12 protein-coding genes are annotated in these 14,267 nt (G+C 45.0%); 2 read left to right on the top strand and 10 right to left on the bottom strand.

Features of this window, described 5'->3' with window-relative positions:
• Nucleotides 1–19: 19 nt before the first annotated feature.
• From AC58QD_RS00865 to AC58QD_RS00895, 7 genes are all read right to left on the bottom strand, one after another.
• The gene (locus AC58QD_RS00865; protein ID WP_497329029.1) at nucleotides 20–1,990 is read right to left on the bottom strand and encodes a putative phage tail protein; all 1,971 of its coding nucleotides are present in this window, start codon (nucleotides 1,988–1,990) and stop codon (nucleotides 20–22) included.
• A gap of 28 nt (nucleotides 1,991–2,018) precedes the next feature.
• The gene (locus tag AC58QD_RS00870; RefSeq protein ID WP_497329031.1) at nucleotides 2,019–3,893 is read right to left on the bottom strand and encodes a right-handed parallel beta-helix repeat-containing protein; all 1,875 of its coding nucleotides are present in this window, start codon (nucleotides 3,891–3,893) and stop codon (nucleotides 2,019–2,021) included.
• 182 nt (nucleotides 3,894–4,075) lie between these two features.
• Nucleotides 4,076–4,906 carry a carbohydrate ABC transporter permease gene (locus AC58QD_RS00875; RefSeq protein WP_497329033.1) on the bottom strand — a complete coding sequence of 277 codons (831 nt, stop codon included), beginning with the start codon at nucleotides 4,904–4,906 and terminating at the stop codon, nucleotides 4,076–4,078.
• On the bottom strand, nucleotides 4,899–5,786 hold the full coding sequence (locus AC58QD_RS00880; protein ID WP_497329035.1) for a carbohydrate ABC transporter permease: 888 nt from the start codon (nucleotides 5,784–5,786) through the stop codon (nucleotides 4,899–4,901). Before AC58QD_RS00880 ends, AC58QD_RS00875 begins: the two co-directional genes overlap by 8 nt.
• 36 nt (nucleotides 5,787–5,822) lie before the next feature.
• Nucleotides 5,823–7,136 carry an ABC transporter substrate-binding protein gene (locus AC58QD_RS00885; RefSeq protein ID WP_497329037.1) on the bottom strand — a complete coding sequence of 438 codons (1,314 nt, stop codon included), beginning with the start codon at nucleotides 7,134–7,136 and terminating at the stop codon, nucleotides 5,823–5,825.
• Nucleotides 7,137–7,246: 110 nt separating this feature from the next.
• Nucleotides 7,247–8,239: a LacI family DNA-binding transcriptional regulator gene (locus tag AC58QD_RS00890; protein ID WP_497329039.1), complete on the bottom strand. Its 993-nt coding sequence runs from the start codon at nucleotides 8,237–8,239 to the stop codon at nucleotides 7,247–7,249.
• A gap of 132 nt (nucleotides 8,240–8,371) precedes the next feature.
• Complete coding sequence (locus AC58QD_RS00895; RefSeq protein WP_497329041.1) at nucleotides 8,372–9,658, bottom strand: Gfo/Idh/MocA family oxidoreductase; 1,287 nt, start codon at nucleotides 9,656–9,658, stop codon at nucleotides 8,372–8,374.
• A gap of 165 nt (nucleotides 9,659–9,823) precedes the next feature.
• Between AC58QD_RS00895 and AC58QD_RS00900 the strand changes: the two genes are divergently transcribed.
• Nucleotides 9,824–10,648, top strand: a complete 825-nt coding sequence (locus AC58QD_RS00900; protein ID WP_497329043.1) for a helix-turn-helix domain-containing protein — start codon at nucleotides 9,824–9,826, stop codon at nucleotides 10,646–10,648.
• A 29-nt stretch (nucleotides 10,649–10,677) separates the two neighbouring features.
• The gene (locus AC58QD_RS00905; protein ID WP_497330032.1) at nucleotides 10,678–11,439 is read left to right on the top strand and encodes a spermidine synthase; all 762 of its coding nucleotides are present in this window, start codon (nucleotides 10,678–10,680) and stop codon (nucleotides 11,437–11,439) included.
• A gap of 23 nt (nucleotides 11,440–11,462) precedes the next feature.
• Here the strand turns inward: AC58QD_RS00905 and AC58QD_RS00910 are convergent, their stop codons facing one another.
• From AC58QD_RS00910 to pdxR, 3 genes are all read right to left on the bottom strand, one after another.
• Nucleotides 11,463–11,864, bottom strand: coding sequence for a hypothetical protein (locus AC58QD_RS00910; protein WP_497329045.1), 402 nt, complete (start codon nucleotides 11,862–11,864; stop codon nucleotides 11,463–11,465).
• A gap of 72 nt (nucleotides 11,865–11,936) precedes the next feature.
• The gene (locus AC58QD_RS00915; RefSeq protein WP_497329047.1) at nucleotides 11,937–12,677 is read right to left on the bottom strand and encodes a WecB/TagA/CpsF family glycosyltransferase; all 741 of its coding nucleotides are present in this window, start codon (nucleotides 12,675–12,677) and stop codon (nucleotides 11,937–11,939) included.
• 82 nt (nucleotides 12,678–12,759) lie between these two features.
• Nucleotides 12,760–14,169 carry a MocR-like pyridoxine biosynthesis transcription factor PdxR gene (pdxR, locus tag AC58QD_RS00920; RefSeq protein ID WP_497329049.1) on the bottom strand — a complete coding sequence of 470 codons (1,410 nt, stop codon included), beginning with the start codon at nucleotides 14,167–14,169 and terminating at the stop codon, nucleotides 12,760–12,762.
• Nucleotides 14,170–14,267 lie beyond the last annotated feature (98 nt).

Here is a 14,267-nt window from a genome sequence, read left to right on the forward strand (position 1 = left end):
CCTTTAAACTGTTGAATTACTATGATGTCTGCGGTGCGTTACCAAACCAGGAGCCGACGAAACAGGATATATCCCAATTGCCGTCCAAACGGCCTGTCAGTGTTATCGAGTCGCCAGGATTAGCTGATTCGATAACAGTCTTCGCTCCGAAAGGTGTCCGAACTGAAGCCCCCGATTGGGCAGCGATTGTGACTGATTTCGGAGATTCTACTGAGAACTTAAAAACGTTTCCTTCCTTCGCTTGCGGAAGTGATAGTGTAATAGCACCCTGGGCTTCAGCATTATTAATATGGTGTCCGGTCAAGCCCGAATCGATTGGACTTGAAGATGTTACAGGAAGCCCAGGCTGCGGTCGCAGCTCTGCAAAAACCTTTTCCGCCGAAGAATCGACGTAAAGCAGTCGTTGTCCGCCGCCTTTAACAAAACAATTGACGAAACGAACATTGCGGATCGCTTCGGTCTTATTCTTTTTCAAAGAAAATCCGCGAACGATCAAAGGGGTGCCCCTCTCCTCTATCGATTCGCACTCGAGAAATTCCACGTTACCGATCGCTGCTCTTGGAAACTGCGGTACAGTTGTTACGATAAATGAGGATCCATATCCGTATGGATCTTCCGGCGCGTTTACAGTATTGCAATTGACCGCTCTGCAGCGAACAAAGGACGACTTTACACTTTCCGGAGAGCTGGACAGAACCGAATATCCTGCATACTGCTCCTCTTCAGCCGAACAATCGATAAAGGTAACTTCACCCTTGACTGCTTTTGTACCTTCTGCACCATAATTGACCGAGCTGCCAAATGAATTTCTCTTTGTACGGCAACCTTGGAATGTAATGTCAACCCTTTCGTTAGCTGATGTCATCCGGTGAAGGCTGACAAGAAATCCGCGCCCGACATTTCCTTCCGCAATGCAATCAACAAATCGAATCCTCTTCAATACGTCTTTGCCGGAGTTGTTGTTCGGTTCAATATCGACACCGCTCTTAGGAGCGGTACCAGTCGTGTTGGTGAATCGGCAGCCTTCAACTAGCAACCCGTCCACACTGATTACGGACATCCCTTGCCTGCGGTTATTGTTCGCGACACACTGGCGCAATACAATGTCTTTACTATACACCTGTGATGATTCATAGTTGCCAATATAAAATCCGTCGCCGCCGCTGTCGTTGGCGTTAACCCGTTCAATAATGACGTTCTCCGAACCGCCGATGTCAAAGATATGCGCCTGTTCGCCCGAAGTATAAGCGGCCTTATTCATTTGCAAGGTTGCGCCGTTGCCGATGATATGCACATTTTTAACGTTTTTGATGCGGATCAATCGTTCGTAAGGTGCTTTCCGACTTAGAGTATCAACCGCCTGAATGACCGTTCCCGGCTCGAACTCGATGACAATATCGCTAGGCACGAAAAGTTGGCCTGTAAGATAGTGCCCACTTTTCTGCTTCGGGATAAACAGCTTTTGACCTGAAGCTGCATTCAATGCATTTTGCAACGAAACAGTGTCAATTGTTACCCCGTCTGCTTGCGGTTCGAACCAGGATGCAAGCACGGTCTCATTGAATACCCGTTTAAACCGTTTGCCCCCGGAGGTCACGATTACAGTACCCGTATTATCCGGTGATGAGAGATCCGACGGATCGAACAGGAAAAAACCTTCCTTACCTGAATCGGTTACATAATAAGCGTCTTCGGGTCGTGAATCCGACATGGTTCTGAGCTCAGCCAACGTCACTGCCACACACAAATCAAGGTCAATTAAATCCTTCCAATGGAATTGATCATCCGATTTGCCATATACACTTTCGGTAACAGTTGTTTTACCGTAAGCGATGATAGAACCACCGTTCAGGAGCCCGCCCGCCGCAAGGGCCGCACCAGCAGCACCAAGTGAAGCGAGCAGCTTTCTGCGACTAATGAATGATTCCCCTACTTGCTTTACAACTTCATCTTCTGAATTTCTCACTGATTGATTTGATTTATTCTCCATTACATAATCCCTCCCTATTTGTGTTTACTCAAGCGAGTGTTACAGTGAGTTCACCTGCATCGGTTACGCTAACGTTATAGATGGTTCCATTCGCTGATTTCAGCTTCAAGTTGGATGCCGTTACAGCCCCTGCATAACCGATCGAGTCCCATACACCTGGCGTGCCGTCAGACAAGCACACCCAACCAACAGGAGCTAAAGAGGACGGTTGAACATTCCACAGGATCGATCCACGTTTCCATATTCCCGAAGCAGGTGCAGAAGAGGCCCAACCAGCCGCAATACCTTTCGTCTGGATTTCAGGAGTTGTCCACGTTCTAATATTCGTCCCTCCGACTACCGGAGTTCCCGTACCGGCAAATACATTATCGGTAGTTATTCGCAAGTCGCTGCCATTCGCAGCAGCATCGATTTGGACGCATTTCCCAGCGCATTCGGAAACATTTCCATCGAAGAGCGAATCCGTCACAACTCCACCGAACCAATAACCGAGGTTCCCAATATTAACTAACTGGTTACCCGTGATCAGATGTCGGCCCGTCGGTTGTGGGCCCGCAAACCGGACGGCTCCATAAGAAGAGTTGATATCCTTGATCAGATTGCCGGAAAATTGTACGGAGGAGCAATTCGTAAACGATACAGCAATGGCTCGCACGGATTCGATCCGGTTATCCTTCACTACAGGTGCAGCTGAATTAGCGATATTCCAGCCGGACGCTCCAGTCGAGTAATCCCGATTGTTGCTGATTTCCAACCCTCTTACGACATTCGAACATTGGATCATCCGGGCATCAGAGATCGATCCATAGAATTCATTCCCACGGATCGTAACATCCTGCGTTATCGAGGGAGCCGCGTTGCAACGGAAAAAGAAACGAGATTTCCCTTTGTTACCCGCTATCGTAATCCGTCGGTTTGAATGTTGCACATTGGGATTGTAGGAGTTGATGAAATAGATTTCACTATAAAATTCGTTATCCTCGATCCATACGTCTTCAACCAAGTCAGAGTTTGTCGCTGTCGAATTCGGTTCCAGGTCGATCGTGGCCACATAGGGGTACGGATCACTGATCACGTTGCGGACGACCCACACTTTACGCCCTGACACGATAGCTACGGCACATCGTCGGGGGTTGCTCAGTATGTTTTCACGAATATGAACGTTCTCGCTTGGAGCAATGTAATCCGAGCCGACATAGACGCAATCTCCGTATGGGGCATGAAGCCAGTTATTGTGCACATAGACGTTTTTCGAATTCACGATGCGGACAAGGTGAGCTTGCTCCTCTAGTGTGCCGGAGCTGTACCCGCCGTTCAAATACAAGCCGTTAACCGTAAGCCCATTGCCATTGTAATTGATAATCAGAAACATCCGTTTACTTGCGGAGCCATCGGATTGATCCATTCGAATCTCTGGCATACCGACGCCGACAATCGAATTCGTCAGAGTCACTGATCCAGTAAGCTTGTAATAGGACACGGGGGCAGGTACAACTATAGGCTTACCGGAGGCGGCCGCCGATTGAAACGCGATCGTATCGTCCGTCAAACCATCTCCAACGGCTCCATAATCAACAACGTTGACCCACCCAGGATCTGTGAGGTATGTGGTGCTTTTCTTTTTAGATTGCTGCGTTCCGTAAACACTCTCTACTACGTTTTGGTCCTTCCCTTCAGCATGCGCGTCCGAGTTAAGCAAGTTCATGAATGCACCGCCAGCCGCGATTGCAATTCCTGTAGTACCAAGGGCCGTCAACAGTTTACGTCTTGTCCACTGCAAACCTTCCGCTGTGTTTTGCTCCAGAGCCGAGTACACTTCCAACTCTGCATCCTTTAGCTGCTCGAGCTTACCGCCTTCCTTCTGATTCATCCCGATGCTGAGCTTACGTTGCGAATCCGTCATTTTCATCCCTCCAGAGAGTTTGTGCGCAAGCATTGCTTCCGCCGTCAACATGAAAATATGCGGGTTGTCCTAAGCTGTTATGGCAATCACGAAAGCGGTTAGCCCCCGTGCGTTGCTGCGAATGGGTTACTGCCATACAAGAAGAGGGTCAAGCAACTCGCTAATGTATTTCAATCGGCTGTTCACCCTTTTAATCCTGATGTTGCTATGCCTTGTACGAAATACCTCTGTGCAAACAGAAACACAATAATGACCGGTAGTACCGTTATGACCGAACCCGCCATGATAAGTGTCATCTTGTTGTCTACTTCATTGCGCAAAAACAGAAGTCCGAGAGGAAGAGTGTACAACTTCTTATCTTGTAAATAGATGAGCGGCTCCAACGTATTGTTCCAGGAACTCATGAATGTGAACACAGCCAAAGCGGACAAAGCCGGAATTGTCAGCGGCAAATAAATTTGGTAAAAAATTTTCCAAGGATTCGCACCATCCACCCAAGCTGCGTCATAAAGTTCCTTAGGCAGCGTTTTGTAAAATTGATGGAGCAGGAAAATTCCAAACGCTCCTCCCAGGAAACTCCGCAAATAAAGAGGATGATACGTATTCAGCATGCCAAATTCCTTCCATATGAAATAGGTCGGAATCATCGTCACTTGTGACGGCAGCATCATGGTTCCAAGCATAGCCAAGAAGATCAGATTGCGTCCCCTGAACTGGAAAAAAGCTAGTCCGTAAGCGACAATCGCGCACGATGCAACCATCCCAATCACATCAAGTACAGTGATCAACAAGCTGTTCAGCGAATAGCGCAAAAAATTGACTTCGACCCAAACCTTATAATAGTTGCTCCATTCGATCGGATACGGAATTAACTTTGGCGGCAATGTCAATTCATCGCCAGGTTTCATGAGTGAGGTCGTAATCATCTGAAAAAATGGGACTAGCATCATCAGAGCACCGACTGTCAAGATGATGTAAGCAGCCCACTTCATTCCGCGCGACACATTATTCATAGTGAACCCACCTCTTCTCCATTTTTTTCTGGATTAGCGTGACTAACAATATGATAATGAACAGACCCCAAGCCCAAGCGGAAGCAGCACCCATCTTTGCATTCAAAAACGCATCACGGTAAATCACAATATTCGGTACCATATTGCGATCATGGACCGCGGTGATGCTCCCCTTCTCACTTAACATGACGAGAAATACATCGAATGCGTGAAACGCCGAAATAGTCGACAGGATCATAACCATATACACCATGGGTGAAACAATGGGAACGGTAATTTTCGTAAAGTAGGTCCAGCCATTGGCACCATCGATTTTCGCAGCTTCTAAGATGTCTTTGGAAATGTTCTGCATACCAGCAAGAATCAGCACCATCGAGTAACCGGCACCCTTCCATATGTTAACGACGGCTATTGCTCCGATTACGAGCCACCATTGATCGCTGCGCACCCAATTGACCCTGTCCAGTCCAATACTCTCCAGTACCCAGTTCAACAGGCCGAATTCGTTATTGTAAATCCACAACCAGATTAGACCGCCGGCCACCCAAGGAGTGATTACGGGCAAGAAGTAGATCACACGGAACAACGATTTCCCGCGGATTTGCTGGTTCAGCAAATAGGCAAGCACGAGGGAGACGAGCGTCTGACCTGGTACGAAAAGCAAAGCGAAATAAAACACATTGCGGATTGAAAGCCAAAACAGGTTGCTCTCAATCATTTGAAACCAATTTTTAAGCCCGATCCAATGCGGAGGGTTGAACAGATCCCATTTTGTAAAAGTTAAATAAAAAGAGAAAAGGAATGGAAAAACGAAGAAAACCGCTAGCTGCAAAAGAAAAGGGAGGGTGAAGCAAAAGCCCCACCAGCCTTGTTTACGCATCGAAACACCTCATCCGGCCCGACAAGCGGTCCGCTGTTATTTGTTCTCATCCAGAACAGCTTGCACTTTTTGTTGGATTTCTTTCGATCCGTCAGCGGGAGCCTTTTTGCCATCTAAGATATCATTCAAAATCGGAGTTGCCGCAGCGCGCCATTGGTTCCATGACGGATTTTCGTCTAGTGTGCCGCCTGCTTCCTCAATTCCCTTCGTGAACGCTTTCTTATTGACAGGCTTCGTTGTCAGCTTCTCGAGCTCTTCAAGCGATGATTTTTTTACAGGTAAGCTCGCTCCGCTTTCAGAAAGGAATTTTTGCGCTTCGTCGCTCAAATAATATTTGAGGAACGTCCAGGCCGCTTCCTTCGCCTCTGGCTTCGCCTTAGAGTATATAAGCCACTGATTCACGACCATTGGTACGAACCGTTTACCATTGAAGCCAATCGGCATTTTTACGACATCCCAATCCAGATCCGGCTTGTTCTTATTCAGACTGACTTGACCTGAATATTGGAGAAATGTCATCGCGGATTTTTCGTTTTGGAAATAGTTTTGATTAGACTGCATCTCTCTAGTTGGGCTGATTTTATCCTTATGGATCGTATCCGCCCAGCGGGTCAAGCCTTCAATGGTCTTCGGGTCATTGAACGCTGCCTTCGTCAAACTCGTATCAAGCGCTGAACCGCCGGACGACTTGATCCACGGGATCCAGCCTTGTGCGATAGAGCTTGCGGTTTGGAAGCCGTAAATGTCGGTTTTGCCGTCACCGTCTGTATCTTTTGTCAATTTCTTAGCGGTGTCTATCATATCTTGATAAGTCCAATTATCGGTCGGGAACGGGATATTATTGTCCTTGAAAATTTTCTTATTATAAGCGAGCGCATTCGGATTAATGCCGTGCGGAATGCCGAATACTTTGCCATCAGGGGTTTTTGCTGCTTGTAAGGCGTCAATATAATCCCCAGTTTTCAAATCACGTTTGATATAAGGTTCGAGATTTTCTGCGACCCCGCGTTCGCCATAGCCGAGAATGACCGCATTTTCCTGGAACCAAATATCAGGCGGGTTATTTCCAGCTATATTGGTGACGATTTTAGTCGTGAAATCAGCCCATGGCGCTTCTTCGATTTCCAGCTTGATATTGGGGTATTTTGCAATAAAACCGTCGATAATCTTTTTGTTCGTAATGTCGTAGCTGCCAGGCAGGCCAAGCTTCAACTTCACTTCCTTCGGCTGCTGAGAAGGAGATGGGCTACTGCTCGAAACGTTGGTAGTTGGACTTGTTTCTCCCGATGAACAAGCAGATAACGTAAGCGCTGTCATAACGGACACTATTAATATTTTTTTCGATTTCATGAATAGAAACCTCCCTTTCAATATTCAAGATTGTATTAACAATATGATGTCGCTCTTGAGTTGTAGGGTACTGGATTAAATTTGGTTACACGTGTTCGTAGTAGGCAAAATTATTCCGAATCGTTTGTGTTAATCGTTCTGACGGATTTCCGAATATGCATTTCACAGCCGATTTCGATGTTGGCCCATTTCTCGCCCCCTCGAGCATACGGCTCCGTAATAATATTCAGCGCTGACACTGCGAGAGCAGGAATCGACGGTCCTATAGTTGTCAAGGGAACTTCCATGTGTTCGATTTCTGGTATTTCATCGTATACGATAAGTGAAAAATGTTCCGGTATGGAAATATCCCTCTTGCGGAACAGCCTGAGCAGCTCGAAGGCGTACGTCTGGCTGTCCACAACAAATGCTGTAGGGCGATCTGGGTTTGCAAGCACTTCTGCAACCATTCGTTCAGGAAATGGCTCACCCTCCTTGGTTAAGATCACATAATCCTCATGGTATTCGAGTCGCTGCTCCAACACTCCTTTGGTAAATCCGTGCAACTTATCAGAGGAGTCTCCAACGAAAGTTATTTTGCGATGGCCGCAAGCTGCAAGATAGCATACTGCATCGAAAAGACCGCCCTTGCGATCCACGCTAATTCGATGTGTTCCCTCTAGACTGCCACCGCCCATTAGAAGCATCCGTCCGCGAAAGAGATCCTTTTGTATAACAAATTCAGTTCCAGGCGACCAATTCGGAGGACACCAAAAGATGATCTGATCAACAAAATGCTCATTAAACGTACGCAAGCCTCTGGGCGGGTCTGCAAGTGAAATCATGACATCAAGTCCGCGTTTGGCCGCTTCCTTCTGGATCTGCAAGCTTAGATGGTGAAAGAACAGTCCATCAGATTTCGGCCATATGAGTCCAATTGAATTCGTCTGCTTGTCGACAAGCCTCTTGGCGGCCAAGTTCGGGATATAGTTCATTTGAGCAGCAATGGATATTATTTTTTTTCTAATTTCCTCGCTGACACCAGGGGCGCCGTTCAACGCTTTTGATACTGTCGGATGACTGACCCCAACCGCACGCGCAATATCCTTAATGGTTACTTTCATTCTAACTACTTCCTTTCAAGCTGCACAATCGCACTATGAACACTAGTATATTACACGTGTTCGTGTTCAGCAATACAATTCGCAAAATACTTAAAAGGATTTCGAGCTCGTGTGCCTTGATTTCTTGTTGCCTTAAAACTTAATCAAATTGTTAATCTCCACTGGCTGCCCGGTTTGCATAGACTTGTTGCCCGCAATGCCTGTCAGAATGGAGACCGCTCCGTCAACATGAGTAGCCGCCCGATGGAAGCGATCGTCTTTGTGCTCACCGAACAAATCATTTAACAGTAGCGGATCACCTCCGCCATGCCCACCAGCCAAATCTTCGATCACTACTTCATAGGGCTTCTCGAACATTGGTTGAACAGTGAGCACCTTGTAAGAAAGCGCACCTTCGTCCTCTTTTTTTCCACCTGAGTTGACGTAGGCTCGCTCAACTACCTTCATTTCGATTCGGCCTTTGCTTCCGTTAAAGACGACATTAAACCCTTCCCACGGTAAGTATGCATTGAGTGAATACGTCAAAATCGCTTTGTTCTTATAGCGCACCATCACACCGAGAGTATCCTCGATGCTGATTCCATCGCCAAACACACTCTGGTCCCGTTGGTAGCCATCGTCTTTCTCTGCATCCAAATAGAGCGATTTCATATGTTCGTTCTTTTCCATATGAATGGCGAAAGGATCATTCTGGGCGTGTTCGTTCCCATGCGCACGTTGGTAAAACTTTGTGACTCCGCGCCGTTCGGCGTTTTCCCGGCCATAGAACATGAGACCGCCCATGGCAAATACCGTTTCTGGCGCAGACCCGAGCCAGAAGTTAACTAGGTCGAAGTGATGCGTCGATTTGTGCACGAGCAGTCCACCGCTGTTCCTTTTGTCTCGATGCCACCTTCGGAAATAATCGGCACCATGCAGCGTGTTGAGCAGCCATTCGAAATGTACGGAGTGTACGTCTCCAATAACGCCGTCCATAATGAGCTCTCTCACTTTCGTATTATGAGGTGCATAACGATAGTTGAAGCTGACACGTACGTTCCGTCCAGTTCGCTTGACAGCATCAAGAATCAACTGGCATTTCTCCTCATCAACTGTCATTGGTTTCTCGGTCACCACATCGCATCCAAGTTCCAACGCACGGATGATGTAAGAATGGTGTGTGCGGTCAACTGACGTTACGATGACTGTATCTGGCTGTTCAATTCGAATCATCTCGTCAAACTCATGTGCTTCGTATATTCGAACTTCCGGGTGGTCGTATTTCTCGCGGAGCACCTTATTGGCATAATTCAACCGAGTGCGATTGATGTCACAGAAAGCGACTAATTCGCACCTTTCTCTGAAATCTTTGGCCAGAGCTCCGTAAAAAAACTCTGCTCTGCCTCCCGTTCCGATTAATGCATATTTATTGCGCGACATGCGTCTCTCCCCTTATTAATTAATTAATTCGCTTTCATTTTAACGCAACATATCGAATAATTCTGCCGAAAAATTGCGAACTTTCATGTATTCTGCACATATATTGCTCACTTCTTCAAAATCGAATGGTATAATGAGTTCAAAAACGGGACGTGATATTGCCCAATGAAAGAACCTTTTTACATACATTTGAACAAAGTATCCGGGCACCATTCAATGCCCTTGAACCACTATCACGAACCTTACGAAATATACTACCTGTTATCTGGAGAGCGGTACTATTTCATCAAAGACAACACGTATCGAATTCGCAAAGGCGATATGGTGTTTATCGACAAGAATGAGTTGCACAAAACAAGCGACGCTGGAATTCCGAATCATGAACGTGTGTTGATAAATTTCAGCGATCGATTTCTGGAGAATTTCGATGAGCCGTTGCTTTATGAGTCATTTCACCGTAAAATACGGCGCTTATCTCTCAACTTGCCTGAGCGTGAATGGCTCGAGCGAATATTATTTGAAATGCTTCAAGAAGATTCGGAAGAGAGACCCGGGTTCCAAACCGTGCTGCAGGCAAAGCTGGCTACTCTTTTGTTATGGTGCGTCCGTAGGTTGGATGGAGAAGAAAAGGAACAACACGATTACATACATGAAAGTCCTGCTCACAAAAAAATCGCAGAGGTAGTCGAATATATTAATGCCAACTATGACCAGAGACTCTCTCTGGAATCGGTGGCCCAAGCGAAATATATAAGCCCGTACCATTTAAGCCGATTGTTTAAACGAGTAACTGGATTTTCTTTCGTAGAATACGTGAATATAATAAGAATCAAGGAAGCGCAGCGGCTATTACGAGAGACGAATTGGAAGGTTACGCGTATTGCAGAGAGTGTCGGATATGAGAATATTGGCCACTTCGGACGGGTGTTCAAGCTGCAAACGAAAACAAACCCGCTGGAATATAGAAAATCGATCAGGATACAGTTGTGATCCTATTCGAAGAAATTTAATATAAGGAGATCGATAACTTGTATTTACATAAAAAGGAGATTAGCAATAATCAAGAGATATCGGTGTATGATACTGCGGAGCTATATGGCGAAAAAGGAAACTTCCGAGTCATGCAATTCTCAAATGAGGCTATTCAAGGCGCAATGGATTTGAATAATCCTGAACGCATCGTGTTTGAATATCCGAGGGCGATGATCCATTTAATGGACTTTAACGAACCTACATTCGAAGACGTATTTGTTATAGGGCATGGGATTGGAACTATCGCCGGTCATTATTCGGAGAAACGATTCAAGGTAGCGGAGCTCGATGAGAAAGTAGTTGAGTTAAGCAGGAGCTGTTTTGGATACTGCAAGGATAATGTGATCATTGGTGATGGACGCCATATTCTCGATCGTGAACAACCTCATACATATGATTATATTATTTTGGACGCCTTCACCGAGAAGGGAACTCCTCGACATTTAATGTCCAAGGAATTTTTCAGAATGACCAGAGAAAAACTGGATTCAAGGGGATCTATCATTATGAATCTGATGGGGAAAGGTGAAAACGACAAGTTAATTAACGCCATTCATACGACTCTGAGCGAAGAATATTCCTATATCAAATCGTTCTTCCTACCGTCAGAAAGTGTCAGTTACTTACAACAAAATATAATCATTATGGGCAGCAACAAGCCAATCGGGTTTCAAGCACGTCATATGGCAGGCTTTATCGAAATCGAACTCGGACAAGGACATATTATTATGGACAACCCTGCACATTAATAAAGAATCCTGCAAACCATGCATTAATATATAATAGTTATCTCAAAAGCACCGATTAGATGATCGCTTAAAAAATGAGTCCATACTTCTACTTCTTGTCCATCCATTAAATCGTTAATGCTGGCGATTACCCGCTTGCCCTCACTAATCGACTTGTAAACGAGAGTATCGTTTGTGACCACAAAACCTTTGGGTGCTTCCAGATTTTTATCAATAGCACTACCCTCAAAACGTATTGACCCTTCAAACTTAATATGATCTACTTCGTTATTAGACATTTGCAATTCCGTTATCTTCCCAACTGACAACCAATGGTCATTATCAGGGGTTGGAGTTATTATTGGTTTGTAAAAGACGGACATACCCACTACAAGGGCGACTACGACTACAAACAATACCAGCCATATATTGAATCTTAGCCTCATTTCGTTTATACCTCCTGTTCGCACAAAAGGCTGCACACGGCAGCCTTGAAGTTCGGTATTTAGCAAACATTGCTATGGATTGCTTTCCTTAAAAAATAACGCTCTTACAGCGAAACGAGGAAGAAGCAATTGTCTTCGCCATCTTGATGGTTGATTAATTAATCGGAATAGCCACTCTACATTTAATTTCCGCCATAAGTATGGTGCCCGCTTAACTGTCCCTGCAATGACATCCAGACTCCCCCCGACACCAATACCAATTCTTGAATTAAGACTTTTCTTATACTTATGAATCCAACGTTCAGCGTATGGAGCCCCGAGTGCTACAACTAGAACGTCTGGTCCTAGGGAGTGAATTTCTTCAACTATCTCTACTTCTTCTTCCTGATTAAAGAAACCATGATGCCTACCCAGAATAGATAAATTCGGGTATGTTTGAGTAATGACCTCTGAAGCCTTTTTACTCGTCATCTCGTCTGCACCTAGAAAATAAAAGGACCAGTTCTTTTGATTCCCTGTTTCAAGCAACTTGATCAGGAGATCGCATCCCGTTACCCTCTCAGGAAGGTGGCCACCTTTGATTCGAGATACCATGACGATTCCAATACCATCAGCAGTGACAAGTCCGGCCTCATCAATAATGGAACGTATTTCTTGATCATGCTGACAGGACATTACGATTTCTGGATTCCCGGTTACAACATGGAAAAGTTCGGAATTTTGCTGTTCTATTACCTCACTGAGCACTTGTACGCTTTGGTCTAGAGTTATTTTAGGAAACGGAATCCCCATAATCTTCGCTACATTATCCATAACTGAAACTCCACCTTTGCTAAGATACCCATATGTTACCATGATACTAATTAAACGAGCAATCCATACCTTTCTGCATCACTCATGATCCGAACCAAGCAATACTTAACAGTCGGATCCCTTCCTCGATTGCATCTTCACTCATGCCTCCAAATCCAATTAATACAAAAGATGGCGGGCAAGTTGCAGGGTCAAACCAGTGACTTTTAGGGGAATATACTTTTACTCCACTATTAGCTCCCAGTTCAATTAACTGACTGCTGTCCCTTTGCTTGATATCTAACAATATATGCAGCCCTGATTTGTATCCAATTATAGTAACATGATCACCCATGTAGCGATGTATCGCGCTTATAAGTGCTTTATGCTTAGCTTGGTAGATTCTCCTCATTTTGCGTATATGTCCTGAAAAATGCCCTCGATTCATGAAAAGAAACACAGCCTGTTGAATAATCGGAGATACCACTTGATTATAAACCGAGAGCATTTCTTCCAACTGTGTCATCATCCTTGTGGGTAGAACCATGTAGCTTAATCGAGCAGCCGGTAAAAACGATTTTGAAAATGTCCCCAAATAAACGACACGTTCATCTGAATCTAACGCTTTTAGTGAAGGGATCGGTTGTCCTAAATAACGAAACTCACTATCGTAATCATCCTCTATTATAATGGCATCGTTCAAGTTGGCCCATTGCAGCAGCTTCATTCTTTTCTGTATAGACAACACCATGCCTAGCGGGAATTGATGAGACGGAGTCACATAAATCGCATTAACTTTAACGGTTGTAGCTTGCAGTTCTTCTATATTCAATCCGTCCTGTTCGATGGAAATGGGCATTATCTTACAGCCATGGTTTCTAAATACGGTTCTAACCCCATTATAACCCGGGTCTTCCATAGCTATGTTTTGTCCTCCTAGAGACAACAGCTGTATTAACATACTGATGGAATGCTGTGTTCCGGAACAAATGAGAATTTGATTAGGATTGCAGGAAACCCCGCGAGATTGAAACAAATATTTGGCAATTTCTACTCTAAGCTCCGGATCCCCTTGCGGATGGCCATATCCTAATAATTGATGCGGGTCCTTGTATAAGGAATCCGACAAACATCTTTTCCAAATGCTCATTGGAAAACGCACCAACTCAATATCACCATACTGAAAATTGTAGCGATATGTCTCCTCATGATGATTTTCAAGTGAAATTAATGCATTCGAAGCATTTGTTAAACTTCCTTCCTCTAATGAGAGTACTCTTAAGCCGTTCCGTTTTTTACTTTCAATGTACCCTTCTGCCAGTAACTGCTGATAAGCCGCCTCCACCGTGTTTTTACTAATATTCAGATAGTGTGATAATTGACGAATCGACGGCAGTTTGGAGCCATGAGCAATAGATCCGGATTCTATCTGCTCCTTGATGTAGATGTACAATTGAGTATATAAAGGCTTCCTACTACCTTGCTTATCCAGTAAAGGTGTTATCTCAAACACTTCCAGCACCTGACCCCATAAAAAAATTGAAATCTGTCCCTTTTCTTAGGGACATTTCTTCATTATTATGACTATATCACAAAAAACAGAGGTACTGA

The organism is Paenibacillus sp. J2R1T-4, from assembly GCF_059692235.1.

Bases quoted from the DNA above. Each gene is read 5' to 3' on its own strand.
- AC58QD_RS00865 (WP_497329029.1), bottom strand. From the start codon at position 1,990: ATGGAGAATAAATCAAATCAATCAGTGAGAAATTCAGAAGATGAAGTT.
- AC58QD_RS00870 (WP_497329031.1), bottom strand. From the start codon at position 3,893: ATGACGGATTCGCAACGTAAGCTCAGCATCGGGATGAATCAGAAGGAA.
- AC58QD_RS00875 (WP_497329033.1), bottom strand. From the start codon at position 4,906: ATGAATAATGTGTCGCGCGGAATGAAGTGGGCTGCTTACATCATCTTG.
- AC58QD_RS00880 (WP_497329035.1), bottom strand. From the start codon at position 5,786: ATGCGTAAACAAGGCTGGTGGGGCTTTTGCTTCACCCTCCCTTTTCTT.
- AC58QD_RS00885 (WP_497329037.1), bottom strand. From the start codon at position 7,136: ATGAAATCGAAAAAAATATTAATAGTGTCCGTTATGACAGCGCTTACG.
- AC58QD_RS00890 (WP_497329039.1), bottom strand. From the start codon at position 8,239: ATGAAAGTAACCATTAAGGATATTGCGCGTGCGGTTGGGGTCAGTCAT.
- AC58QD_RS00895 (WP_497329041.1), bottom strand. From the start codon at position 9,658: ATGTCGCGCAATAAATATGCATTAATCGGAACGGGAGGCAGAGCAGAG.
- AC58QD_RS00900 (WP_497329043.1), top strand. From the start codon at position 9,824: ATGAAAGAACCTTTTTACATACATTTGAACAAAGTATCCGGGCACCAT.
- AC58QD_RS00910 (WP_497329045.1), bottom strand. From the start codon at position 11,864: ATGAGGCTAAGATTCAATATATGGCTGGTATTGTTTGTAGTCGTAGTC.
- AC58QD_RS00915 (WP_497329047.1), bottom strand. From the start codon at position 12,677: ATGGATAATGTAGCGAAGATTATGGGGATTCCGTTTCCTAAAATAACT.